Below are 24,485 nucleotides of genomic sequence, written 5' to 3'. Positions count from 1 at the left end.
GCCCGCCACCTGCCACCCTGCCCTGACGGTGCCCGGTCCTCACGCGCCGCCGGGGGCCGGGAGGACCGTCAGGCCTCAGGGGGTCCGGTCCTCACCCCGCGGGGCCGGCGGGCAGCAGGACCGTGAAGACCGTGCCGGTCCCCACCTCGCTCCTCACCTCCACCGTCCCCCCGTGATCGGTCACGATCTGCCGGACGACGGCCAGCCCGAGCCCGCTCCCGCCGGTCGCCCGCCCGCGCGCCTTGTCCGCCCGCCAGAACCGGTCGAAGACATGCGGCAGTTCCTCCGCCGCGATCCCCGAGCCCGTGTCCCTGACCTCGACCACCGCGCTCCCGCCCCGCCGCCCGGCGACCAGAGTCACCCGGCCGCCGGGCGGCGTGGCCCGCAGGGCATTGGAGACCAGGTTGCCCACCACCTGCCGCAGCCGGTACGCGTCGGCCTCCACGCGCACCTCGCCCTCCGAGACCGCCACCAGGTCGACCCCGGCGGCTTCCGCCTGACCGCGATGGGCGGTGCCGCACGCGACCAGGAGGTCGCCCAGCTCGGTGTCCGCGCGGTGGTAGGTGAGCGCGCCGGCCTCGGCGAGCGCCAGGTCCTGGAGGTCGTCCACGATGCGCTGCTGGAGCAGCGCCTCCCCGTGCAGCGAGGCGAGGAGCTCCGGTGTCGGCTCGACCACGCCGTCCCGGAGGGCCTCCAGATAGCCGCGGAGGTTGGCGAGCGGTGTGCGGAGTTCGTGCGCGATGTCGCCGGTGAGCCGGCGCTGCCGTTCCTCCGCGTCCTGGAGCGAAACGGCCATCCGGTTGAAGGCGCGCCCCAGCGCGCCGATTTCGTCCCGTCCGCCGCCCGGTACCCGGCGGGCCAGGTCGCCCTCCTCCAGCCCGCGGGCGGCCGAGGTCAGGGCCCGTACGGGACGGAGGACGGTACGGCTGAGCAGCACCGCTCCCAGCATGACCACCAGCGCGACGCCCCCCGCGGTCGCCGCCGCGGGCAGGACCTCCAGGGTCGGCGGCGCCTCGTCCCGGGTGCCGAGACGTATCTCCAGGCGCGGGGGCGCGACGGCGACGGTGCGGGCGGCGAACACCCGTCTCAGGCAGTCGAGGAACACGCGGCGGCCCGGTTCGCCCCGGCACTTCGCCGCCGCCTCGGGGTCGGAGGCGCCCAGGGGGTCGGGGACCTGTTCCGACGGGTCGCACCGGGGAACGGGGCGATCCGAAGTCACCACGGGGAGCCCCATGCCGTCCCGTTCCGCCGTCACCGTGACGCCCGACTCCGTCAGACACGCGGCACGGGTGGACGCGATCCGGTATCTGCCGATCGCGAGGACGGTCCGCTTGACCGCGGCGAGTTCCGGCATCTCCGACGGAGGGAAGAGCAGTTCGGGCCGGGGGTCCACCAGCACCGGGGGCTGATCGCTCACGGGCCGCGGCGCCCGGCCCGCCAGCGCGTCGGAGTCCGCGATCAGCACGTCGTCCTCGGTGACGACCCTGATGCGCTGACCGGTGTCCTCCGCCAGCGTGCGGACCGTGTCCGGGACGCCCGTCCAGGTGCCGTGCGCGAACCCGTACGCGTACAGCTCGCCCGTGATCCGGGACACCTCCTCCCGGCCGGCGGCGACGGACTCCCTCACCTGGCCGGTCGCAAGCCGCAAGGTCAGCCACGCGGTAGCGGCGGTGGCCACCACGGCGACGAGGAGCAGCAGCCCGAGGGCCCGCAGCCGGAAGGTCACCGGCCGCCGCCCTGGTCCGCGAGCCGGTATCCCCGGCCGTAGACGGTCTCCACGTACCGCGCCCCGGTGCGGCCCTGCTCCAGCTTCCGGCGCAGGTTCATCACATGGGCGTCGACCGTCCGCTCCAGAACGTTCCGTCCGAAGCCGAAGATCCGGTCGATGATCTGCGCGCGCGTGAAGACGCGTCCCGGCTGCTCCGCGAGCATCCCCAGTATGGCGAACTCCTTGCCGGTGAGCGGCACCGGTTCGCCGGCCACCAGCACCTCGAACCGCGCGGTGTCGATCTCCAGGTCCCCCACCGAGAGCCGCGTACGGTCCGCGCTGCGCGCCGCTGCTCCGGAACGGCGCAGCAACGCCCTGACCCGGGCCGTGAGTTCCCTCGGGCTGTACGGCTTCGTCAGGTAGTCGTCGGCCCCCAGATCGAGCCCGAGCAGCATGCTCTCCTCCGTGCTGCGCGCGGTCAGCAGCAGGATCGGCACCTGGGACTCGGCCCGCAGGATCCGGCACACGTCGAGCCCGTCGACCTCCGGCATCATCACGTCGAGCACGATCAGATCCGGCCGGCTGCTCCTGGCCCACTCGAGCGCTGCCCGCCCGTCCCCCACGACGTGTACCTCGTTGCCCTCCCGCTCCAGATAGATCCGCACCAGCCGGGCCTGCATCACATCGTCCTCGGCCACCAGAACGCGCGCCCCCACGACGCCCCCCTCTCTGTCGAACCAGGGCCAAGGTACTTGCCGGTCCCGCGTCAGCGGCGGCCTCCCGCGAGACCGCCCGCGACGCACGCACCCCCGGTCGCGCTCAGGGCGACCGCGGAGTGCTCCCGCCGGCGTGAGGGCATCCCTGCGCGGGAGTGAGCGAACGTTCCCGCGTTCAAGATCCCTGCGACGACCGGGGCAACCGCCGGGCCGCGTGAGGGCGGGCACGGCCGGTACCGATGGCCTGTCGGGTGACCAGGAGGCGACCAGAAGGCGGGGATGCCGCCCACGGCATGATGGAAGCTCGACCATGGAGGAGTGCCCTGTGCGACTCGTGTCCGATCCCGCCTCCGGTGAGGTGGACCTCACCGCGTCAGCGGAGTAGCTGGCCCTCCTGGCGAACGCGGTGGCCGAGGGTGACGGGTTCATCGGATCCACCTCGTCGGCGGCCGCAGGCGCCCTGGCCGGGATCGAATCCAGGAGTTCATCCCGCTCCGGGGTGCGGATCGAAGTCGACGCGGCGCGGCACGTCCTGGTGATCCGTGGCGATCCGGGTGGCAGGGAGGTCCTGGCGGACAACCTGAGGGCCATGGCTGCCGCCGAGGACGGTGGGCACCTCCACGTCGACTACTTCCCCGAGCATCCCTACCTCCGTGAAGGGTCCGCGTCGATCGTGGTCAACAGCCCCCATGGAGGCATGCCGACCCGATGACCGGCGGTACGCGACGGGGGCGGGCAGCCGACGCGACGCGGCCACACGTATCGAACTCGGGCTCCGAGCTGGGGAACCACCCCCGTACCGGGCTGTGGGTACAGCCGCTGAGCGGTGAGGACGTACGCCCACGATCGCGTCCTGACAGGGCGTGCGGTCTTCTCCGACGACCGCTGTTCACCGCCCCACGGTCACTCGGTGGCACGGGCTCCCACGAGGGGGCGCGGGGGGAGACGGTCGGGTAGGGGGCTCGCATGCGGTGAGGGTCCCGGCGCCCGAGGGCCGGGGCGCGGCGACGGCATCCCGCGTCGGCCACTCCGCCGCCCCTGACGTGGCTCCGGCGGGCGACTGCGCCGTCTCCGCGCGGGAAACGCGCCCCTCATTTGTCACTTTCATGTCATACGCTGCCCGATAGCAGCCGCGCCCCGCGCGTCACCGCACCCCGCGGTCACGTCCGGGTGATGCGCGGCGCTACCGATTCCCGGCTCATCCACCGGGTTTTCTCGTGGGGGTAAAACACTGTGCGCACGCGCAGCATCTCGACCGCGACAGCGCTCGCGGTCCTCTTCAGCTCAGTGGTACTGGGTGTCGCCGCCGCCGGTCCCGCGTCGGCGGGCACCGCGACCGTCGGTTCGCCCGCGGGCATCGTCGTCGACGGCGTCGGCCGACGGGTCTTCGTCGGCGACGACACGAACGACAGGATCATCGCCGCCGACTACAACGGCAGGATCACCGACTCGGTGAGCGGCATCGACGGAATCTTCGACCTGGCTCTCTCCGACGACGGCACCACCCTGTACGCGGCGGCGCGGGTCAGCCACGAGATCGTGGCCCTCGACGCGGCCACCCTCGACATCAAGGCCCGGTACCCCGTGGCCGCCTCCATCGGTCCGCTGTACGTCGAATTCGTCGGCGGCAAGGCCTGGTTCAGCTACGAGGACCCGTCGGACGGCCACGGCAACCTGGGCTCGGTCGATCCGGCGGTGGACCCGGCCGGCGGGACGGGCCCGGTGACGCTCGGACAGCTCTCCCGGGATTCCGGATTCGGGGGCGGGCCGTTCCTCGACTCCGACCCGTCCGCACCCGGACTGCTGGCCGTCGGCGCGACCGACTTCTACGACATGACCAAGGACCTGATGGCCGTCGTCGACGTCTCCGGCGCCGCGCCCCAGGTGACCGCCTGGCACGACGGCGACTACTCGCTGAACTACGTCAACGACATCGACCTCGTACCCGGGACCTCACAGGTGCTGGTCGACGGTACGGACCGGCACGCCTACGCGGACGGGAAGTTCACCGCTGCCGGGGCCTACCCGGCAGGGCAGCGCGCGGACATCGCTCCGAACGGCCTGGTCGCCCAGGTCAGCGACGAGAACGTGTCGGTCTACCGGCCCGGCGCGACCAAGCCGATCCGCACCTACGCCGCCGACACCTCCGCCCTCGCCTGGGCCCCGGACGCCTCCCGGATCTTCGCGCTCGTGAGCTCGCCCGGCGGCTACACCCTCAAGGTGCTCACCGACCCGACACTGAACGTCCCGACCCTGACGGTGAACGCACCGTCCACCGCCACGCGCGGCAAACAGCTCACCGTGTCCGGGAAGCTGTCGGCGACGGTGCCGCTGCCGAGCGGCGTCAAAGTGCAGGTCACCCGCACGGACCTGGAGAGCCCGAAGGGCAAGGCGCTGCCCGCTGTCTCACTGAGGGCGGACGGCTCGTACTCCTTCACGGACACCCCGCCGGCCGGCGGCACGGTCACGTACAAGGCCGCCTACGCGGGCGACGCCGCGCACATGGCGGTCAGTGCGTCCGACAAGGTCACCGTTCCCCTGACGCAGCCGACGCTGACCCTGAACAGGAACGGCAACGTCTACAACTACGGCTCCGACGTCTCCTTCACCGCGCACCTCGGCTCGGCGTACAAGAACCGCACGGTCGAGATCTGGGCGAACCCCTTCGGCGGCGACAAGCCCAACAAGCGGCTGAAGACCGGGACGGTCAACTCCAGCGGCAACATCTCCGCGACGGTGGACATGACGCGGGACACCGAGGTCACCGCGGTCTTCAAGGGGGACACCCGCATCGCGCCCAGGACGGTGAAGTCCACGGCATACGCCCGGGTCAAGGTGTCCACCGCCGTCTCCAAGCAGTACAAGACGGCCAAGATCGGCTCCACGTCGTACTACTGGTTCCACAAGAAGACCGACCCCCTGCTCACGACGACCATGTCCTACTACAAGGGGCGTAAGCAGCGTCTCGACCTCCAGGTCTACTCGGGCGGCAAGTGGTACGCCGCCGGCTCGGAGTACTTCCCGCTCGGCGCGAACGGAAAGTCGGCCGTACGCCTGGGGGCGCCGGGGAAGTCCGGGATCAAGGCGCGGATGCGGGCGGTGTACGTGAACGCGTCGTCCGGCGACACGGTGAACTCCACGACGTACGGCTCCTGGAAGTACCTGTACTTCTCCAACTGAGGCCCGTGCCGCCGGGAATTGCGGGACAGCCCTCAGGCCGCCGCGTCCGGATCATTCACGGATCCGATCCCGTGTGAAGGGCCCCACCGCTCGCGGTGGGGCCCCTTCGAGGTTCGCTGCACGGCGACGGGGCGCGCCCGGCCGCCGAGGAGCCTCAGTCACGATCAGGTCGACATTGCCGTGGTGAGCGGTGGGCATCCGGGTGGGGGTCTGCTCGCCGGGAGGGCGCTGCGAGCTGCACTACCGCAGCAACCTGCATGCAGGCAACTCCGCTGGATTCCACCCGCGTTGCCTGGCATGGTCGGTGTGCGGCCCGCGCTTCCGGGGCTTCAAGTGAGCAATCCAAGTAGCCCACTCGACCGGTTCGCCGTCCTGGCCGAGAGGGTCACACCCCATGCGCGAGCTCCATCGGTCCGGTAGGGCCGAACCGGACCAGCTCACCTCTCCACGACGGCGAGGCGCGCTGATCGGCCCCTCGGGCGCGCCCAAGGGACAGATGAACAGGGAACACTCGGTCGCCGAGGTATTGAAGGCCGTTGCGGCTTTCGCCAGGGATGACGTCCTGGGTGACTACCTCGCCGGCGTGCTCGCGGCTGCCACGGTCTACTTGGCCCGCCGCCTCCGCATCCGGCGTCGGGACCGCCTCCGAGGACAGGAGGAGACCGCCGCCGAGGAGTGACCAACCGCCGCCGGGGCAGCCGGCCCCGGCGGCGTCATCACTGTCTCGGAGGTCAGGAGGGCGACGGGTTCCGGCTGGCGCGGGGCGACCTCGGCGACGGTGGCCCCGATGGCGTACTCGGGTCCGGGCAGCCCGGTGTCCTTGAGGAGTTCCGCCGCTGCTTGCGCCGCTTACTCGGTGACCGGCGCCACCTTGACGCGCGACGGAGCCCGAAGCGGTGCGGCAACAAAGCAGCAATGAACCCTTAGCCCTGTGTGCATGGATCGCGACCGGGCGTCGCCATAGCGTTCTATCCGTCGTCTTCCTCGCCGTTGCGCACACCGCCGAAGGAGTTCTGTCATGGGCATGTCTAGTACATCCGGTCCCAGCCGTAGAGGGGTGCTGGCCGGTGCCGCGGCCGTCGCCGCCGGTGCCACCGTCCCCGCGCTCGCCGCCGCGCCCGCCCGGGCCGCCGGCGCACGGCCCAACGTGCTGCTGATCGTGACCGATGACCAGCCCAAACAGACCGAATGGGCCACGCCGAAGACCGTCGCCTGGCTGGCGGGGCAGGGCGTGCGGTTCACCAACGGCCACGTCACCACCCCGCTGTGCGCGCCGTCGCGGTCCTCGGTGTTCTCCGGGCGCTACGCGCACAACCACGGGGTGCGGAACAACGGAGCCTCGCGCTCGCTGGACCAGCGCACCACTCTGCAGCGGTACTTGAAGCAGGCCGGATACCGGACCGGGCTGTTCGGCAAGTATCTGAACTCCTGGGACGTCGCCGAAGCCCCGCCGCACTTCGAGGACTTCGCGCTGCTGAAGCCGTCGTACGTGGACGGCACGTTCAACGTGAACGGCACGGTGCAGACCGTCCCCGGCTACACCACCACCGTGGTGAAGAACCGCACGCTCGCCTTCATCGACAAGTCCACCACGGACGACCGCCCCTGGTTCGCCTACGTCACCCCGTACGCCTCGCACGGGCCGAACACGCCCGAGCCCAAGTACGCCGGCACCGACGTGCCTGCCTGGGACGGACGTCCCTCCGTGCCCGAAGCGGACCGCAGCGACAAGCCGGCGTACGTGCGCAACGCGACCGGGACGCTGGCGGACGGCCGTCAGACGCGGGCCAAGCAACTGCGGACGCTGCGTTCGGTGGACGACGCGGTGCAGGCTTTCCGCGACAAGCTGGCCGCGCTGGGCCAACTGGACAACACCCTGGTCATCTACATCGGCGACAACGGCTTCAACTGGGCCGACCACGGACTGTCCGGCAAGGGCGTCCCCTACCGGCCCGCCCACGAGGTGCCGTTCTACCTCTCCTGGCCGGCCGGCGGGGCCGGCGGCGGCACGACGGACAGCCGGATCGTGGCCAACATCGACATCGCCCCCACCGTCCTGGACGCGGCCGGCATCACGCCGGACACCCCGCACGACGGGCGCTCGCTGCTCAGCGGCTACTCCCGCGACCACCTGCTCATCGAGTGGTGGAAGCAGGGCACGGGCGGGGCCGGGCAGAACACCTGGTCGTCGTATGTCGCCAAGGACCGGCAGTACACGGAGTATTACGAGCTCCACACGGACGCCGCGGGCAACGTCAGCGGCACCGGACAGGTCAGCTTCCGCGAGTACTACGACCTGCTGGCGGACCCCTACCAACTGCGTAACAGCCTCCACCAGGCCACGCCCGCGGACGAGAGAGCCCTCGGCATTCCGGGGCTCGCGGCCGCACTGGCCACGGACCGCGACGTCTGACGAGACCGCAGAGCCGAGAGGATCGCTTGAGATGAGCCGCCGCTGCTGCGCCCCAGGGCGCTCCGACGCGCTGGGCGTGCCGAGTGCGTCGGGCGCGCAGGGCCGGGCCGCCCTGCCGGTGCTGGATCACGGCCACGGTCACGGGGAGCACGGCGGCGGTCCGGCGGCCGGCGCCTTCGCGCCGCTGCTCACTCTTCACGGAGGCGTTTTCCGGATGGGGACGGAGGACGACGACGCGTTCCCGGACGACGGCGAGGGTCCGGTGAGGACGGTCGAGGTGGCACCGTTCCGGATTGCCGCCACGGCCGTCAGCCACGCCGAGTTCCGCGCGTTCGCCGACGCCACCGGCTACCGCACCGAGGCCGAACGCTTCGGCTACTCCTTCGTCTTCCGGGGCAGCGTCACCGCGCAGGGGCGGGAGCGGGCCGAGTCCGTGCCGGGGGCGGACTGGTGGCTGGCGGTGCCGGACGCCTGGCACCGCCAACCCGAAGGCCCCGGGTCGCGATCGGACGACCGCCTCGACCACCCGGTCACGCACGTCTCCTGGCACGACGCGCAGGCCTACTGCGCCTGGTCCGGTACCCGGCTTCCCACCGAGGCGGAGTGGGAGTACGCGGCCCGCGGCGGCCTCGACCAGGCCCGCCACCCCTGGGGCGACGAACCGCCCGGCCCGGAACGCGCGGTGATTTTCCGCGGCACGTTCCCCGACCATCCGACGTCCGCCGTCGGGACCGCCCCCGTGCGCTCGCACGCCCCCAACGGCCACGGCCTGCACCACGCCGTCGGCAACGTCTGGGAGTGGACCGCTGACCTTTTCCAGCCCGGCTCCCCCGCGCGTGCCCTGCGCGGCGGCTCCCACCTGTGCCACGACTCCTACTGCAACCGCTACCGGTGCTCGGCACGCACGTCCAACACGCCAGACGCCTCGACGGGGCACACGGGGTTCCGGGTGGCGGCGGGGTCCTCGCTGGAAAGGGTCTCGGGCCTCGATCCTGCATGACGGTCCGACGGTTCTTCGCGGCGGGCCGTTTCACTGCTGTGGGTCGGCCGTGGAAAGGCCGGTGGCCCGGCTGTCGCGTCGGGCGCCGGGCTCTACTCGACCCGCCGCAGGTCGACCACGCCGAGCATCAGCCGCTCCGTCATCGCCCGAGCGCTGCTCCCCCGTTCACATGCATGATCTGCCCCGTCATGTACGCCGCTTCAGGTGACGCCGCATAGTGCACCGCGGCGGCGATGTCCGAGGGCCGGCCCGCCTGGCCCGTCAGCGACTGCCCGGTCCGGGCGGCGACGAACTCGGGCGTGGCCCGGTCGCCGAAGAACTCGGTGTCGACGACGAAGCCTGGGGCGACCGCGTTGACGGTGATGCCCTGCGGGCCGAGCCTCTGCGCCAGGTCGACGGTGTAGGTGTTGACGGTGGCCTTGGAGCCGCCGTACGAACCGGGGCCGCGCAGCGCGGCGATGGACGACATCTGGATGATCCGGCCGCCGGGCCGGGTGAGGTGCGGCAGCAACCCTTCGGTGAGCAGCACGGCGGTGAGCACGTTGGCCTCGAAGTTGCGGCGGAAGCTGTCCGCGACGCCTTCGAGGGTGCCGTCGTGGGCCGGTGCGACGTTGCCGCCGGCGTTGGCGACGACCACGTCGACCTGCGTGCCGCCCGCGGTGCAGAACTCCACGGCTCTGCGGGCCTGGCCGGGATCGCTCAGATCGGCGGCGACCCAGGAGGCCGCTCCCGCACCGTGCGCGGCGTTGAGCTCCCCGGCGGCCTTCTCCAGTGGCCCCTCGCGCCGCCCGATGAGGACGACGTGGTCGCCGTCCGCCGCGAAGACCTCGGCCACCGCCCGCCCGATCCCCGTACCGCCACCCGACACCACGACCTTGCGCTGCCCCACGACCCCACCCCACGTCCTCGTTTATGAACGACGGTCACATCTCTATCCGCCGCACGGTACGACCGCGGATCGCCGGAGTCAACGGGCAGGTGCCCGCAGGCTCCTGCAGTTCGGAGCTGCTGAGGCTAGTGTGCGCCAGGAGGCCCTGTTGTCCTCCTGCTGCCCCTCGGCCAGACGATGCGGTAGTAGCTCATCCGCAACCGGGGCTGGTTGATGTCGAGGGTGGTCGGCCCCGACCTTGCGAGATGGAGCGGCAGACGCGCAGGGCCGCTGTGCTGTGGGCCGGCGAGCTCGGAGAGCGCTGCGGGCAGGCGCCGGGCGAACTTCGGACGTGGCGTGGACGGGTGACGCGTCAGCTGACCCGGAGACCGACCGCCAGCGTCAGTTCAAGTACCCGGCGTGGTGATGCGAGATCGGGAAACAGCTCCCGCAACTGCGACATCCGGTATCGAACCGTCTGGGGATGGACGAACAAGGCCGCCGCGACCTCGTCCCGTCTGCCCTGGTGCAGCAGCCACGCCCGCAACGTCTCCTCCAGCCGTCGTGCGGTTGCGGTGGGCAAGGTCCGCAACGGTGCGAGGGCTCGGGCGCGCAGGTCTGCGAACGCGTCCACGTCGGCGCTGAGCACCAGGTCGGGCAGGTGGTCCTCGGTGTCGCGAATGTCAGAGGAAAAGGAGCGCGCGCGCAGGGCTCGTGCGTACGAGGCGGACGCGTGGGTCCATGGCCGGGCCGGGCCGACCACGGCGGCGCGATCGGTCAGCTGCCGCAGGAGACGTGATCGGTCGGCATCGGGGACGAGGAGCACACCGGTGGCATTCGGCAGATCGTCGAGCACGAGGGTGCTCGGGTCGAGTGTCCGGTAGGCGGGCCGTGCCTGGGCGGCGGGCAGCAGGACGGCGGTCAGCGAAACAGGGGGCTGCCACCTGGCCCGTTGGCCCGAGGCCAGCAGGACGTCCGGACTCGCGCCGGCGAGGAGGTCGCGAGCCAGGTGTTCCAGGTGGCGCTCGTGGGCTCTGCCCCGGGCGGCCAGTTCGTCGGCGTGGCCCGCGGCGCTCGCGGCGGAGAGCTCGTCGATGTAGGCGAAGGTCAGCTCGGCGAACTTTGCGACCTCGGCGGCGGGCAGACCCGCGGGTACGGCCCCCGCTGCCAGACATCGCCAGGCGACCCGGGCGCCGACGCGGTAGGCGCTGAGCAGGGCGTCCATCGAACGGCCGTCGCGCACCTCGCCGCGGCCCAGCTCGTAGGCGGCGTCCCCGGCGTCGCCGCCCGTGGCGTTCCCGCTCGCAAGGTCCAGGTAGTGCCCCAGGGCGGTGCGGACGGCTCTGCGGATGGTGGCGCCCATGCGGCCCGACAAGGCATGGGCATAGGGAGGAACCTCGTCGATGATCGCCTGGACGACTTCGTCGGCGGTGGTCTTCAGTGCAGCCCGAAGGGCGGTGGCCGTCGTCTTATCCAGGGCCAGTTCGCTGGCCCTCTGGACTGCATAGCTCATTTTTGTTCCCTGCGAACAATTCAGTCGACCAGGTTTACGTCTTGTGGTCAGGACTTTACGCCTGGAGGCGCAGCAAGCTGGGGTCATGACGAGTGGAGCCCTCCGCAGTAGGGCGTGGAAACTGCTGGAGATGGTCACGACGCCGCTGCTGCCGTCGGACTACCTCGACCTGGTCAGCCCGCTGCGTGCGGGCGGTGACCTGTGTGGGCGCATCGAGGCCGTGCACTCCGAGACGGATGACGCCGCGAGTGTCGTGATCAGGCCGGGGCGGGGCTGGCGCGGCCACACGGCGGGCCAGTACGTGAGGATCGGGGTCGACGTCGACGGAGTGCGCTTGTGGCGTGCCTACTCCATCACCTCGCCGGCCAACCGCCGGGACGGCCGTGTCACGATCACCGTGAAGGCGATCCCGGACGGCAAGGTCAGCAACCACCTGGTCCGCAGGGCTGAACCGGGCACGCTGATCCAGCTCGACCAGCCGACCGGTGACTTCGTCCTGCCGCGGGCCAAGCCCGCCAAGGTGCTCTACCTGACGGCCGGCAGCGGCATCACGCCCGTGATGGGCATGCTGCGCGATATCGAACTCGACGACGTCGTCATGGTCCACTGCGCGCCACAGCCTCAGGACGTGATCTTCCGCAAGGAACTGCACAGCCTGGTCGCGGACAAGAAGCTTCGGCTCACCGAGGTGCACACCGAGACGGACGGCAAGCTCGACATCGCCCGTCTCCAAGAGCTCGTGCCCGACTGGGCCGAGCGCGAGACCTGGGCGTGCGGGCCCGCAGGTCTGCTCGACGCCGCCGAGGAGCACTGGAGAGAGCACGGCGTCCATGAGCGCCTGCACACCGAACGCTTCCGCCCCGGCATCGTCGTCGCCGGCGACGGCGGCGAGGTCACGTTCAGCGCCACCGGCAAGACCGTCGACGCGGACGGCGCCACGCCGTTGCTCGACATCGGTGAGGAGGCCGGTGTGCTCATGCCCTCCGGGTGCCGCATGGGCATCTGCTTCGGCTGCGTCACGCCGCTCAAGGCCGGCGCTGTCCGCGACCTGCGTACCGGCGAGATCACCGAGGCCGAGCCCGGCGTCCTCATCCAGACCTGTGTGTCCGCCGCGGCGGGCCCCTGCGACATCGAACGGTAGGAGCACCTTGACCGCCATCGACCCCACTGCCCACCTGACTGCGGAGCAGATCGAGGAGCTGGGCCGCGAGCTGGACGCGATCCGTGACGAGGTGATCGCCGGCCGCGGCGAGAAGGACGCCGCCTACATCCGTAAGGTCATCTCGGCGCAGCGCAGGCTCGAACTGGTCAGCAGGGGTGTGCTGCTGTTCTCGTTCTTCCCGCCCGCGTGGCTGCTCGGCACCGCCGGTCTGTCCGTGGCCAAGATCATGGAGAACATGGAGATCGGCCACAACGTCCTGCACGGCCAGTGGGACTGGATGCGTGACCCGAAGATCCACTCCACCACCTGGGAGTGGGATCACGTCTCGCCGTCCGATCAGTGGAAGCACTCGCACAACGAGCTGCATCACACGTACACCAACGTGATCGGCAAGGACAACGACCTCGGCTACGGCATCATGCGCGTCGACGAAGACCAGAAGTGGCACCCTTTCCACATCGGCCAGCCGCTGTGGAACTTCCTCAATGCCTGCTTCTTCGAGTACGGCATCGCGGCGTACGACCTGGAGCTCGGCAAGAACCTCACCAAGCGCCGCCGCAAGAACCCGGAGTTCCGCGCGCGGGCCAAGGCCGTGGGCCGCAAGATCCGCAAGCAGGTGCTCAAGGACTACGTGATCCACCCACTGCTGTCGGGCCCCTCGTTCCTCACCACACTTGGCGCCACGTTCACCGCGAACCTGGTCCGCAACCTCTGGACCCACTCGGTGATCATGTGCGGGCACTTCCCCGAGGGCGTACAGGTCTTCGAGCGCCGGTCGATCACGGGCGAGACACGCGGCCAGTGGTACCTGCGCCAGATGATGGGCTCGGCGAACATCAGCGGCAGCAAGGCCATGCACTTCATGACCGGCAACCTGTCGCACCAGATCGAGCACCACCTGTTCCCGGACCTGCCGAGCAACCGGTATGCCGAGGTCGCGGTGAAGGTGCGCGCGCTGTTCGAGAAGTACGAGCTGGAGTACGTCACCGGCCCGCTGCCCAAGCAGGTGTTCTCCGCGTGGCACAAGGTCTTCCGGCTCGCACTGCCGAACAAGCAGCCCAAGGTCGGAACGCCGGACCGTGAGCAGGACCTCATCGCGGCCTGACTCCGGCCGCACCTCAAGCCCTTGGACGACGTCACCGCTGCGCCACGACGGCCGACCCGGCCGGTGGAGTTCCCTGCTGCCCGGGCCCACCGTTTCGCCCACCAGGTGCAGGGCGAGGGGGACACCGCTGGTGCTGCCGTCTGTCGGCGGCATCCGGATTCCGCTCCGGGCCAACAAAGAAGCCCCAGGCCGCCGGCCTGGGGCTTCTGCCTGGAGCGGGTGACGAGAATCGAACTCGCGCTCTGAGCTTGGGAATCAACGGCTCCGAGGTTGTTGCAGGGGCTCTGACCTGCGATTTCGGATCGGCCAGGTGGGCGGCTCCCGATCTCTGAGAGCCATATCTGACCGCTGTTGTCCGCTCTGCTGGGCACGGATGGGGCACGAGAGCTGGCAGCGCGACGCGTGCTCCGGGCGGGCCGGCTGGTCAGAGAGGGATGATGCGAACCTGGCTGCCGCAGAGCTTGGTCATGTCGTCGCTGTCGGAGGTCAGCAGAGCGACGGGTTTCGGCTGGCGGAGTGCGACCTCGGCGACCGTGGCGTCGATGGCGTACTTGTGCCCGTGCAGTCCGGCGCCTTTGAGGAGCTCAGCCGCCGCTTTCGCCGCCTGCTCGGTGACCGGCTCCACCTTGATGCGGGACAGGGCCCAGTTCAGGCGCGGCATGTTGGTGCGGGCGTGGGTTACTTCCACGATGGTGTTCGCCCCGATCACCAGGTCGGCTCCCATGTCGTGGAAGACCTGCAGCATGGCGAGGAGCTTGCGGTCCTGCGCGATCCAGGCGGACAGTCCTTCCGAGTCCAGGACGACGGTTTCGATGCGCTCGCTCACGCGGCGTCCGCGTCCTTGGAGGAGCCGGTGGCGCCGAAGATCTTCGCGTGGGCCTCGGAGAGCTCCTCGTCGCTGAAGCCTCCATGCTCTTCCTCGTACCGACGGAGGTCGTCGCCCAGGAGCTGGTGCCGGATCTGGCGGGCCACGGCCTCCGCCACATAGCCGGAGACGTTGTCCGTGAGCTTGCGGAGCTCCGCCACCTGGTCGCTGGGGAGCGTGACGGTGATGCGAGTCGTTGAGGACATACGTCAAGCATACTGGAGTATGCGTGACCGGGCTTGGGTTTGCGGGACCGATCGTTCCGGTCAAGGTTTCGCGACCGGAGGGTGCGGTTTCCGGCGCCGGGAGTTCAAGCCCGCGGGCCATGCGCGTATCGGTCAGAAGGGCGGATCGAGATAACTGCGGCCATCGCTGTGTGGCCCCCAGTCCCAGGGCTCCTCCGCAACAGGCTCAGGGTCGGGGACCTCGTGGCCCCACGCTTCGAGCGCCTTCCGGGCAACACGCCGATTGGGGGCATCGCCGCTGGTGTCCAGCATGGCGCGCGCGTGCACGGCGAGGTGATCGCGGTGCTCGGCAAGCGTGGGGTGCTCGGCGAGGATGAGCGCGGCGATGACAGCGGCTGCGCGCACGTCCTCGTGGCTGTCTCGGAGGAAGGGCGAGACCGCCCGATAGAGCATCGGGCGCCGGTCTCGGAAGGACGCCACGATGGTGCCGGGGGCGAGGAATCCAGGGGAGTACTGCTCCGTGAGGCCCACGATCTCGTCGGAGGCGTCGTAGGCCGTGGAAGCCAACCAGTTCAACAGCGCCGCGCGGATGGGGACGTTGCGATAGGGCCGGGGGGTTGTGGCCGCCGGGTGGGCGAGGATGCCGGCGACATACATGGCGACGGGGGCAGTGGCTTCATAGATACTGTTCTGGTGGTGGACCATCTCACCCAGCTCCGACAAAGCGGAGACCTGAACCTTGGGATCGGGTTCCAACAGCCGTGTCAGGATCTTGGGGAGGTCCTGACCGTCCCCGAATGCCGTCTGGAGCGAACCCCAATCAGTCTCTGAGAGGACTACCTGGTACGGCGGCAAGTCAGGCTCGCAGGGCATGCCGGCGCTGGAACGGCTTTGGTTCACAGCTCGATTGTCCGGGAAGAGCCGGCAGTGAGCTGCTTGGTCCGCACGCAACACTCCTGTGAGCAGGAGACGGGCCTAACCGGCCGCCGCCCGGCTGTGTGGCCAATGGTGATCGCCGGGTGGTCACCATCAGTATTCGCACCTGTGTTGACCGCTCCATACCCCTCCTACTGGCACGTAGTGGCACGGCCTGCCACAGATTCAGGTCCAGGCGCCAAGGAGGTCCTCCGGCGTGAAGGTGAGGACGTCGGCGGTGCAGCCGCTGCGGGTGACGGCGAGCAAAGGGGTGGTGTCGTCGGCGCCGGGAAGCTGGGAGCGGTGGGTGATGAGACGGGCGAGATCGCGGTTGTCGAAGGGCTTCTTCTCCAGCCACTTGACCGAACCGACGAGGGTGATCTTCTTGGCGATGGGGGCGCGGTCGGCGCCGACGATGTCGATCTCCGGGTCGTTGGTGCGGGTCCAGTAGCCGCCGATCGCATCGGTGTCCGCAGGTAGCTGCCCGTCGTCGGGGCCAAGTCGCCACAAGGCTTCGCGGATGACGGGCTCGATGGCCCTGCCCCGCCAGGACGTCCAGCTGGCACGGATGGTGTCGAGGACGCGGTCGCCCCGGCCGCGTTCGATCGCGGGGATGCCGGGGCCGATGAAGGAGAGCCAGAAGCGCAGGTACGGGTCGTCGATGCGATAGCGGGTCTCACGGCTGGGTTTGGTGGAGAGGGGCAGTTCCGCAGCGACCATGCGGCGGGAGGTGAGGAGCTCCAGCGAGCGGGAGACCGAGCTGGGGTTGAGGCCGCCGGCGCCTCTGCCGATCAGGGTGAAGGTGCGTTCGCCGTGACCGATGGCGCCCAGGACGGTGCGGGCTTGCGCCTCGGCGGGAAACTCGGCAGCCAGGGACCGCTCGCCGCTGACCAGGAGGGCAGAGGTCGGCCTGCGCAGGGCCAGTTCGAGGTAGTCCCACAGCCCGGCGCCCTGTGGCCATTCCTCCAGGATGAGCGGGAGACCGCCGGAGATCAGGTAGGCGTCGAAGGCATCGGCGGGCGGCAGATCGAGCATCGCGGCGACCTCTGCCGGATTCAACGGCGGCACCACCAGTTCGGTGCCCCGCTGATAGAAGGGCCTCCCGTAGGTGTTGAGCTGTTCCATCATGGCGATGTCGGAGCCGACGAGGATGAGCAGAACGGGCAGTTTCGACAATGTCCGGTCAAATGCCTTCTGCAGCGTCCCTTCGAAGCTCGGGTCCTCGCGTACGAGGCAGGGCATCTCATCGAGGACCACCACGCTGGGGGAGTCTGCGGGCAGCGCGGAGGCGAGCATGGTCAGCGCGGCGTCCCAGCTCAGCGGGGCGGCGAAGTCACTGAACCGAGCCGCATCGGGAAGCCGGGAAGCGGCCACCTCGGCGGCGAAGCCAGCCAGATCCTCCTCGCGGGAGCCACCGACGGCGGTGAAGAACACATGTGGCAGACCGTGCTGCTCCAGGAACTCCTCCACCAGGCGGGACTTGCCTACCCGGCGGCGCCCGCGGATCAGGACGGCACGCCCCGGGCGTCCGCTGCGGCCGCCAGTCATCACTGGCCGCAACAGGTCCTCCAGAAGGCTGAGTTCGGTGCGGCGTCCGATGAATCCGTTCACGGCAGTCCTCCATGACATAGGCCATGATGCTTCTATTCAAGATACTATCATGAATAGAAGCATTATTGGTGACGCAAGGTAATGATCGGTCTGTTAACCCAGGTAATCGATGAACCTGGAGTGATGGCCCCGTCGCAGGCGCCTCAATGGGCCCATTTTCCCCCTGGTACTCGGCTCTGCTGTGTTCGTGGCGGGGTTGCTTGTCTACTGCCGCACCGTGGGGCGAAGTGAGCACTGTGAATGCGCGTTTGTCGCGTGTGGCGTCTTCCTCGTACTGTCCTCGCATCGGAAGCTCAACCGGCCCAACTCGCTGGAGACGCCATGCAGTTGTCGCAAGATGAACAAACCGGTCTTGTCACCCGGAGTCAGATCGCGGAGCGTGCGGGGGTGAGGCGCCCGGCGGTGTCGAACTGGGCTCGGCGGCACAAGGACTTTCCCGCCCCTGTGCGCTCCGGTGATACGGAGCTCTTCCACGAGGCCGAGGTCGCGCGGTGGTTCACCAACCGCACCATTCCTCAATCGCAGCTGTTCGACGGGGAGCAGGTGGGAACCACCTATGCCGACCGATTCCGCCGGACCAGCGGTGACCGACCGTCTGCGGAGGCGAAAGCGGTGGGGAGTCTCGCTCGGCGTCTCGGGATCGAGGACAAGAAGGCCGTCGATCAGTTGATGGGCCGTCTCGCGGACCGGGTCCGGGGCCCGGCAACGATGGCGGATTTCGTGAATCTCTGTCTCATCGTGATGTACGTACGGCATGCGGAACCGGAGCAGTGGCGTCGGATCGAGGACGCCATGGCGGCAGGTCAGGGGGCCCGGGATGTGCAATCGCTGCTCCGTTCCCTCGGCAACACGGCGCAGGAGACGCTGCGCCGGCACGGCGACCGCACCGACATGCGCAGCAGCTTGCTGCAGCTGGAACCACGGAGCTGGGACGACCTCGCCACGGCCGTACGGACGGCGGCGAGCACAGGTACGGGCGCCTTTCAGTTGGTGTGGGAGGCGTTCAGCGCACGGGAAGGGCTGCAGAGCTCAGAGTTCTGCAGCCCGATGGGCCTGGCCTCGTTGTCCGCGGCACTCGTACTGACCCCGGGGCAGAAGATGACGGTGCTCGACCCCTACATGAGGGGCGGAGAGATGCTGGCGGCTGCGTACCGGCACATCGGAGGCGCGCAGGGGACCGTGCACGGGGAGACCCTCGACGGCCGGCTGCAGGCGGTCGCGAGTCTGTACCTCCTTCACCTCGGCGTGCGACCGAAGCTGACCAGCACCCGGTCCGACCGATGGCCACCGAGCCGCGAACATGGCGTTGACGTGGTGCTGACGAACCCTCCGTTCAACATGAGCGATGCACCCGGCCCTGGGCGCCGGGCGGGAAACTGGCCGTACGGATCACCACCACAGGGCAACGACAATTTCGCCTGGGTGCAGTACGTCCTCGGCGCGCTGGTACCCGGCGGTCGAGCAGTGGTGGTCATGCCGGTCAAGGCGGGCAACTCGGTGAATATCGCCGAGCGCGAGATCCGCCGCGCCCTTGTACTTGGGTGGGCTGCGGAGTGCGTCATCACGGTGCCATCCCATCTGTTCTCCGCGACGCCCGTGCCGGTTTCTCTATGGGTGCTGCGACGAGCGGAGCGTCCGATGAGGGGCATCCTGTTCGTCGACGCTCAGGAATTGGGGGCGAAGGCCGGGCGGCGGCGCGTGCTGCGGGACACGGATCGCGATGCGATCACGGCGGTGGTCCGCCCGTGGCTCGACGGGGAACAGTGCCTGGACAGCGAGTACGCGGTGCGTGCTGCCGAGCGGGGCTTCTCTGCTGTCGTCGTGGCCCGTGAAGTCGTCGCCGACGAGGAGTGGTCACTCCGCCCCGCTGACTACCTGGGGATCGGAAAGTACGGTGCCGCTCCGGCCGCGGCCCAGTTGCGTGAAGCCGCCGAGGCGGCGGCGGAGCGTGCGGACACGCTTCGCCTGCTGGAGCAGCGGGCGGGAGAAACGGTGAACGGTCACCGCACGGGTTCGGGACCTGCCGGCTGGAACGAGGCAGTGCTCAAGGACCTGTGTGAGATCCAAGCCGGTCCGTCCTACACCCGCCTACCAGCAGAGGCGCGTACGACAGACGCCGGCATTCCGCTCGTCTTCCCGCAGGATCTCGGCGAAGGGAAGATCGCGGACGAAGCCCGGGCCCGCGTGCCGTGGAAGACTGCCGAGCGCTTCAAGAAGTTCGAGTTGCTTCCGAACGACATCGTCTGCGTGCGCACGGGCGCCCAACAACGACCCGCGCTCGTCTCGGACCTGCAGGCTGGATGGTTGCTCAGCTCGAATGTGATGCGTCTGCGCGTACGCCCGGATGCCGGGATCGACCCCCTGTATCTACACGCTTACCTCGGCCTCCGGTACGCGCGCGAGTGGATGTCCCACCGTGCCGCGGCCACGGCAGCCCCCTCGCTGAGCTCTGCGGCTCTGGGACACCTCCCCGTGCGCTTTCCATCGATCGGGTCGCAGCGGCGGAGCGTGGATCTTCTTGGTGAGCTCGGCCAACGTGCCGATGCGTGCGCCTCGTACGTCTCGGCACTTGGCCGGTTGCGGACGGAACTCGCCGAACACCTGCTGTACGGGTCGGTCGAGCCAATGTGACGGCCTGCCGCCGCTGATGCCCTCTCCAGCCCTTGCGTTGCCCGTGACCCTCGAAAGGATCGAGTCCATGCCCGAATCGACAGCCCGTTCCGGAGGTACGTGGCAACTGTGGCTGGCGCTGTACGTTGCCTGCTCCATGGTGGTCGGCCTCGTCGTAAGCCTTTTGGTACTCCGGTCAGGCGTTGGGACCGCTGATGTTGTTCTGGCAGGCGGAGGCGGCTTCGCGACCTCCTTTGCCCTGTGCCTCGCACTGCCCGCGGCCGTGCGAGAACTCAAACGACAGGGCTGATCCGGAACGGCCGTCCGCGCGGCTGAGCCCGGTCGACCAGGATCCCCTAGTCGGCGGCGGCTCTAGGCAACGGCTCTGCCGCTGTCTGTTCCACCTCGGATACGCGTGGAGATTCTGGGCAACACGAAAGCCCCGGGCCGCTGGCCCGGGGCTTTTGCATGGAGCGGGTGACGAGAATCGAACTCGCGCTCTGAGCTTGGGAAGCTCATGTTCTACCATTAAACTACACCCGCGTAACGCGCTGGTTGATCAGCGACGCATCGTCACACACTGTACCCCATCGCAGGCCCCCCGAGGCGTGAGCCCGGAGGTGAGGCGTGGTGGGGGGTCGGTGGGTCTGGGGTGGATGCGGGTGTGCCGGGCGGGAGTTGGGGGCGTAGCGTGGGTTGTCGGAGTGCCGCGTGCGGCGGCGTCCTGTTCATCCCCTAATGTGGCTTTCTCGTCCACGGCTTGATGGGGAAGGGACTTGATGGACTCCATGGAGCGCACCGTCGTCCGCTGTGCCGAAGGGCACGTTTTCGCTACCGCCTCGTTTCCGATGCAGCAGCTCGGTCCCGGGCGGATCGGTCCCGGGCGGCTGATCCGCTGTCCTCGTTGTGCGCGGTTGCGGCATGCCGTGCCTGTGGGGTTCGAGGAGCGGTAGAGGAGCGAGCGGCAGGGGTCTGCGGGAGCAGGCGACAGGCGCGCGGGCGGCCCGATGAGGGTGGGCCCGCGCGTTCTGCGTATCCTCGGTGGGTGCTTCTCTCAGACAAGGACATCCGGGCCGAGATCGACGCCGGACGCGTACGTATTGATCCTTTCGATGCGTCGATGGTGCAGCCGTCGAGCATCGATGTGAGGCTCGACCGCTATTTCCGGGTGTTCGAGAACCACCGCTATCCGCATATCGATCCGGCCGTCGAACAGGCCGATCTGACCCGTACCGTCGAGCCGGACGGGGACGAGGCGTTCATCCTGCACCCCGGTGAGTTCGTGCTCGCCTCGACGTACGAGGTCATCTCGCTGCCCGACGATCTCGCGTCGCGGCTGGAGGGCAAGAGTTCGCTCGGCCGGCTCGGGCTGGTGACGCATTCGACGGCCGGGTTCATCGACCCGGGGTTCTCCGGGCACGTGACCCTGGAGCTGTCGAATCTCGCGACGCTGCCGATCAAGCTGTGGCCGGGGATGAAGATCGGTCAGCTGTGCATGTTCCGGCTGAGTTCGCCGTCGGAGTTCCCGTACGGCTCCGAGCGGTACGGGTCGCGCTACCAGGGACAGCGCGGGCCGACCGCGTCGCGCTCGTTCATGAATTTCCACCGGACCCAGGTGTGATGCCCGATGAGTGATGACGCACGCGAGAACCTGACGTACGACGGCTTCGGGCATGCCGTCCGGGAGCTGGCGCAGGCCGTGGCCGACGACGGGTACGAGCCGGACGTGGTGCTGAGCATCGCGCGCGGCGGGGTTTTCGTCGCCGGCGGGCTGGCGTACGCGCTGGACTGCAAGAACATTCACTTGGTGAACGTGGAGTTCTACACGGGTGTGGGCACCACGCTGGAGATGCCCGTCATGCTGGCGCCCGTGCCCAATGCCATCGACTTCTCGGAGAAGAAGGTCCTCATCGCCGACGATGTCGCCGATACCGGGAAGACGCTGAAACTGGTGCGCGACTTCTGCGTCGACCATGTCGCCGAGGTGCGCTCCGCCGTCATTTACGAGAAGTCGCATTCTCTCGTGAAGTGCGAATACGTGTGGAAGAAGACCGATCGCTGGATCAACTTCCCGTGGAGTGTGGAGAAGCCCGTCGTACGGCGGAGTGGGCAGGTTCTCGACGCCTGACCGCTTTCCTGAGCGCGGAAGAACAGGAACCCCCGGGCCATGGGTGGCACCGGGGGTTCCCTGCGTTCTGCCGGAACGGCGTCGTCCGTCGGATCGTGGTCTTCTCTGTCAGATCGTGCCCAGTTTGAGGATCGAGACCAGCGCGAGCAGCTGGATCGCCGACGCGCCCAGTGCCTTCGGCCACGGCAGGTCGTGGGACTTGCTCACCATCGAGGTGAGCAGCGCCGCGGCGGCGAGCCAGGTGATCCAGCCGAGGATCTGGACCAGGGAGTTCTCGCCGCCCAGGAAGAGCGCGAATATCAGGCGCGGGGCGTCCGTGATCGACATGATCAGCATGGAGAGGCCCACGGTCGGCTGCCATGCGCCGTCGCCGCCGAGCTGGCGGGCGAGGGTGTGCGTGACCGCGCCGAGTACCAGACCGCCGAGCACGAAGCCGACCCCGGTGATGACGACGAAGGGGATGGCGTTGCCGACCGGTGCGTTGATCGCGTCGTCGCGGGCCTGGTCGAAGCCGAACAGGGCCAGCAGGCCGTAGAGGAACGTGACGATGAGCGCGGGGCCCCAGACGGGGTAGTCACGCATCTGCCAGAACGTCGGTGCGGGGCGCGCCACGATGCCGCTCAGCAGCTGCTTCCAGTGCAGGCGCGGGCCCGCGGGCTGGGCGGGGGCCTGGCCGGCGCGGTAGGTGTTGCCGTCGCCGTACGGGTCCTCGTTGATGCTGAAGGCCTGCGTGTGACCGGGGCTGTTCGCGTACGGGTCGCCCTGGTGGGGTTGCTGGGGGTGGTGGGGCTGCGGGTACGGGTCGCCGAAGTACTCGGGCTCGTCGGCCCCGCCGCCCTGGTAGCCGCCACCGTTGTAGCCGTTGTTGTATCCGGCGTTGTGCGGAGCTCCACCGCCTCCCGTCGGCGGCCATTGCTGCTGTCCGTACGGCGGTGGTGCCTGCGTGCCGTACGGCTGTTGCCGCGGTTGCTGTTGCCCTTGCTGCGGGGTGCGGTTGTCCCGGCCGCGTCCGATCCTGAATCCAGCCACTAATCGAACGTACCTGGTCCGTACGGGTCGAGTGGGAGGGGCGGGGGAACTGGCCCGCCTTTGCGGCCTACCTGTGACATCCCCTAGGGGAACCCTGGGGGGCTGTCCTCAGCCCGCGGTGAACAGGGCGCTGGTGAACGTGATCAGCGGACGGTCCGGCGTCGCCGCCGGGTACAGCGCGATCAGGTCCGCCGTTTCGCCCCGGTGGGTGCGGACCACCGTGTCCGGCTTCCCGTCGCCGTCGAAGTCCGCGTACCGCTGGAGCAGGGTCGTTTCCGTACGGGGCGCGGCCGAGCTGCCCGCGGCCCTGCGCAGGGGCGCCGTCGGGAGGGCCGCCGCCGGGGCCGTGTAGCGGTACGTACCGCCCGGGCGGCCCGGCCCGTCGGGGCTGCCGAGCAGCAGCGTGCCCTTGCCGGCGGTGCCTGGCTCGTGGGGGAGGGCGGTGTACACCAGGTCGTCGTACCCGTCGTCGTTCGTGTCCGTCCGGGGCTCGGGGGCGGACAGGGCGGGGCCGGCGCCCGGGACGGTGCCGCCGGCGGCGTGCGGGCGGCCGTCGCGGGTGAAGGGGCCGCGCAGGAAGCTGAACCGGCCCGCGCTCGCCGTCACGGCCAGGTCCGGCTTCCCGTCGCCGTCGAAGTCGCCGCAGACGGGGTGGTCCGGCCAGGCGTTGCCGAAGCGCGCCCGGTCCGGGATCCGCAGGGTGACCGCCTTGCCGGTGAGACCCGCAGGGGAGCCGAACAGGATCTGCAGCGGCACGGGCGGGCGGCCGATGCCGTTGTACGGGGGGTCGGTGGCCACGATCAGATCGGTGAAGCCGTCCCGGTCCAGGTCGCACGACGCCTCGGCGTCGAACGCCGAGGGGAGGGTGTCGCCGATCTTGGCGGCGTTCGAGTGCGCGCTGAGCAACTGGCGTACCGAGGGGTCGAGGCCGCGCGTGGCGGAGCCGTACACGATGCCGATCCCGGCGTCGTCGCCGAGGCTGTCGGCCGCCGGCTTCACCAGGTCGTCGAGGACGAGGTCGCGGTGGCCGTCGCCGTTGAAGTCGTCGGGGGTGTGGCTGCCGGTGCCGTGCGGGACGGCGTGACGCTCGGCGCCCGCCAGGCCGGAGAGGGCCGTGGGAGGGGCGTCGCCGTTCTTGGGGGCCGGGGAGGCGGGCGAGCCGCCGCAGGCCGTCAACAGGAGCACGCAGAGGCCGCCGGCCGCCGCGGCCCGGGCCGCGCCGGTTGTCCGTCCGGTTCGCGCTGCCGCGCCCGTTCCCGTTCCCGTTTCCGAGGTGCGTGTCCGGGTGGAGCCTCCTGTGTCCGCGGTGCGTGTCCGGGAGGGGCCTCCCGTTTCCGCGGTGCGTGTCCGGGTGGAGTCTTCCGTTCCCGCGGTGCGTGTCCGGGTGGAGTCTCCCGTTCCCGCTGTGCCTGTCCGCACGGAATCCCTCGCTCCTGCGATGCGTATCCGCACGGAATGCCTCCGAATGCGTATCCCC

20 protein-coding genes, 1 tRNA gene and 1 pseudogene are annotated in these 24,485 nt (G+C 69.6%); 10 read left to right on the top strand and 12 right to left on the bottom strand.

The annotated features are described in order from the left end of the window. Nucleotides 1–91 precede the first annotated feature (91 nt). Both ACGFZA_RS22750 and ACGFZA_RS22745 read right to left on the bottom strand, forming a co-directional pair. Nucleotides 92–1,726, bottom strand: a complete 1,635-nt coding sequence (locus ACGFZA_RS22750; RefSeq protein ID WP_393681488.1) for a sensor histidine kinase — start codon at nt 1,724–1,726, stop codon at nt 92–94. Then, nucleotides 1,723–2,424 (bottom strand): response regulator transcription factor, encoded by a 702-nt coding sequence (locus tag ACGFZA_RS22745; RefSeq protein WP_385282968.1) that lies wholly within the window; start codon nt 2,422–2,424, stop codon nt 1,723–1,725. Before ACGFZA_RS22745 ends, ACGFZA_RS22750 begins: the two co-directional genes overlap by 4 nt. Before the next feature lie 406 nt (nt 2,425–2,830). Between ACGFZA_RS22745 and ACGFZA_RS22740 the strand changes: the two genes are divergently transcribed. From ACGFZA_RS22740 to ACGFZA_RS22730, 3 genes are all read left to right on the top strand, one after another. Beyond that, nucleotides 2,831–3,136 carry a hypothetical protein gene (locus ACGFZA_RS22740; RefSeq protein ID WP_393681485.1) on the top strand — a complete coding sequence of 102 codons (306 nt, stop codon included), beginning with the start codon at nt 2,831–2,833 and terminating at the stop codon, nt 3,134–3,136. Between the two features lie 521 nt (nt 3,137–3,657). Further along, nucleotides 3,658–5,604 (top strand): YncE family protein, encoded by a 1,947-nt coding sequence (locus tag ACGFZA_RS22735; RefSeq protein ID WP_393681483.1) that lies wholly within the window; start codon nt 3,658–3,660, stop codon nt 5,602–5,604. Nucleotides 5,605–5,998: 394 nt separating this feature from the next. Beyond that, nucleotides 5,999–6,283: a hypothetical protein gene (locus ACGFZA_RS22730; RefSeq protein WP_385282960.1), complete on the top strand. Its 285-nt coding sequence runs from the start codon at nt 5,999–6,001 to the stop codon at nt 6,281–6,283. 41 nt (nt 6,284–6,324) lie between these two features. Here the strand turns inward: ACGFZA_RS22730 and ACGFZA_RS22725 are convergent. Continuing rightward, a pseudogene (locus ACGFZA_RS22725) lies at nt 6,325–6,492 on the bottom strand (DNA-binding protein); the annotation flags it as partial. Between the two features lie 136 nt (nt 6,493–6,628). Here ACGFZA_RS22725 and ACGFZA_RS22720 point away from each other — a divergent pair. Together ACGFZA_RS22720 and ACGFZA_RS22715 are read left to right on the top strand one after the other, a co-directional pair. After that, on the top strand, nt 6,629–8,017 hold the full coding sequence (locus ACGFZA_RS22720; protein WP_385282958.1) for a sulfatase: 1,389 nt from the start codon (nt 6,629–6,631) through the stop codon (nt 8,015–8,017). Between the two features lie 31 nt (nt 8,018–8,048). Further along, nucleotides 8,049–9,017 carry a formylglycine-generating enzyme family protein gene (locus ACGFZA_RS22715; RefSeq protein WP_393681481.1) on the top strand — a complete coding sequence of 323 codons (969 nt, stop codon included), beginning with the start codon at nt 8,049–8,051 and terminating at the stop codon, nt 9,015–9,017. 139 nt (nt 9,018–9,156) lie between these two features. On the opposite strand, the gene ACGFZA_RS22710 is transcribed toward ACGFZA_RS22715, so the two are convergent. Then, complete coding sequence (locus ACGFZA_RS22710) at nt 9,157–9,906, bottom strand: SDR family NAD(P)-dependent oxidoreductase (RefSeq protein WP_393681479.1); 750 nt, start codon at nt 9,904–9,906, stop codon at nt 9,157–9,159. Nucleotides 9,907–10,258: 352 nt separating this feature from the next. Further along, nucleotides 10,259–11,398, bottom strand: a complete 1,140-nt coding sequence (locus ACGFZA_RS22705; RefSeq protein ID WP_327710284.1) for a helix-turn-helix domain-containing protein — start codon at nt 11,396–11,398, stop codon at nt 10,259–10,261. Between the two features lie 85 nt (nt 11,399–11,483). Between ACGFZA_RS22705 and ACGFZA_RS22700 the strand changes: the two genes are divergently transcribed. Further along, entirely contained in the window at nt 11,484–12,539 is a 1,056-nt protein-coding gene (locus ACGFZA_RS22700) for a ferredoxin reductase (RefSeq protein ID WP_327710285.1), read from the top strand. Nucleotides 12,540–12,546: 7 nt separating this feature from the next. After that, a complete protein-coding gene (locus ACGFZA_RS22695; protein WP_385282945.1) occupies nt 12,547–13,665 on the top strand; it encodes a fatty acid desaturase family protein in 1,119 nt (372 codons plus the stop codon). Nucleotides 13,666–14,089: 424 nt separating this feature from the next. Here the strand turns inward: ACGFZA_RS22695 and ACGFZA_RS22690 are convergent, their stop codons facing one another. From ACGFZA_RS22690 to ACGFZA_RS22675, 4 genes are all read right to left on the bottom strand, one after another. Continuing rightward, nucleotides 14,090–14,491, bottom strand: a complete 402-nt coding sequence (locus ACGFZA_RS22690; protein ID WP_306089338.1) for a DNA-binding protein — start codon at nt 14,489–14,491, stop codon at nt 14,090–14,092. After that, nucleotides 14,488–14,736, bottom strand: coding sequence for a hypothetical protein (locus ACGFZA_RS22685; protein WP_385282939.1), 249 nt, complete (start codon nt 14,734–14,736; stop codon nt 14,488–14,490). Before ACGFZA_RS22685 ends, ACGFZA_RS22690 begins: the two co-directional genes overlap by 4 nt. A gap of 132 nt (nt 14,737–14,868) precedes the next feature. Beyond that, entirely contained in the window at nt 14,869–15,615 is a 747-nt protein-coding gene (locus tag ACGFZA_RS22680; RefSeq protein WP_393681475.1) for a hypothetical protein, read from the bottom strand. Nucleotides 15,616–15,816: 201 nt separating this feature from the next. Then, nucleotides 15,817–17,241, bottom strand: coding sequence for an ATP-binding protein (locus tag ACGFZA_RS22675; protein WP_393681473.1), 1,425 nt, complete (start codon nt 17,239–17,241; stop codon nt 15,817–15,819). A gap of 321 nt (nt 17,242–17,562) precedes the next feature. Here ACGFZA_RS22675 and ACGFZA_RS22670 point away from each other — a divergent pair, with 321 nt between their 5' ends. After that, nucleotides 17,563–19,872: an N-6 DNA methylase gene (locus tag ACGFZA_RS22670; protein WP_393681471.1), complete on the top strand. Its 2,310-nt coding sequence runs from the start codon at nt 17,563–17,565 to the stop codon at nt 19,870–19,872. 448 nt (nt 19,873–20,320) lie between these two features. Here the strand turns inward: ACGFZA_RS22670 and ACGFZA_RS22665 are convergent. Continuing rightward, a tRNA-Gly gene (locus ACGFZA_RS22665) sits at nt 20,321–20,394 on the bottom strand. Nucleotides 20,395–20,896: 502 nt separating this feature from the next. On the opposite strand from ACGFZA_RS22665, the gene dcd reads away from it, so the two are divergent. Further along, complete coding sequence (gene dcd, locus ACGFZA_RS22660; protein ID WP_136326616.1) at nt 20,897–21,472, top strand: dCTP deaminase; 576 nt, start codon at nt 20,897–20,899, stop codon at nt 21,470–21,472. A 6-nt stretch (nt 21,473–21,478) separates the two neighbouring features. Continuing rightward, entirely contained in the window at nt 21,479–21,979 is a 501-nt protein-coding gene (locus tag ACGFZA_RS22655) for a phosphoribosyltransferase (RefSeq protein WP_385282925.1), read from the top strand. 108 nt (nt 21,980–22,087) lie between these two features. Here ACGFZA_RS22655 and ACGFZA_RS22650 read toward each other — a convergent pair whose 3' ends face one another. Further along, nucleotides 22,088–23,008 (bottom strand): Yip1 family protein, encoded by a 921-nt coding sequence (locus ACGFZA_RS22650; RefSeq protein WP_385282922.1) that lies wholly within the window; start codon nt 23,006–23,008, stop codon nt 22,088–22,090. Nucleotides 23,009–23,116: 108 nt separating this feature from the next. Continuing rightward, nucleotides 23,117–24,193, bottom strand: a complete 1,077-nt coding sequence (locus ACGFZA_RS22645) for an FG-GAP repeat domain-containing protein (RefSeq protein ID WP_393681468.1) — start codon at nt 24,191–24,193, stop codon at nt 23,117–23,119. Nucleotides 24,194–24,485 lie beyond the last annotated feature (292 nt).

The sequence above is a fragment of the Streptomyces sp. NPDC048211 genome (genome assembly GCF_043202315.1).
GTDB lineage: Bacteria > Actinomycetota > Actinomycetes > Streptomycetales > Streptomycetaceae > Streptomyces.
This window is presented reverse-complemented; position numbering and strand designations above follow the sequence as displayed.

Bases quoted from the DNA above. Each gene is read 5' to 3' on its own strand.
- ACGFZA_RS22705 (WP_327710284.1), bottom strand. From the start codon at position 11,398: ATGAGCTATGCAGTCCAGAGGGCCAGCGAACTGGCCCTGGATAAGACG.
- ACGFZA_RS22720 (WP_385282958.1), top strand. From the start codon at position 6,629: ATGTCTAGTACATCCGGTCCCAGCCGTAGAGGGGTGCTGGCCGGTGCC.
- ACGFZA_RS22685 (WP_385282939.1), bottom strand. From the start codon at position 14,736: ATGTCCTCAACGACTCGCATCACCGTCACGCTCCCCAGCGACCAGGTG.
- ACGFZA_RS22715 (WP_393681481.1), top strand. From the start codon at position 8,049: ATGAGCCGCCGCTGCTGCGCCCCAGGGCGCTCCGACGCGCTGGGCGTG.
- ACGFZA_RS22655 (WP_385282925.1), top strand. From the start codon at position 21,479: ATGAGTGATGACGCACGCGAGAACCTGACGTACGACGGCTTCGGGCAT.
- ACGFZA_RS22670 (WP_393681471.1), top strand. From the start codon at position 17,563: ATGCAGTTGTCGCAAGATGAACAAACCGGTCTTGTCACCCGGAGTCAG.
- ACGFZA_RS22730 (WP_385282960.1), top strand. From the start codon at position 5,999: ATGCGCGAGCTCCATCGGTCCGGTAGGGCCGAACCGGACCAGCTCACC.
- ACGFZA_RS22700 (WP_327710285.1), top strand. From the start codon at position 11,484: ATGACGAGTGGAGCCCTCCGCAGTAGGGCGTGGAAACTGCTGGAGATG.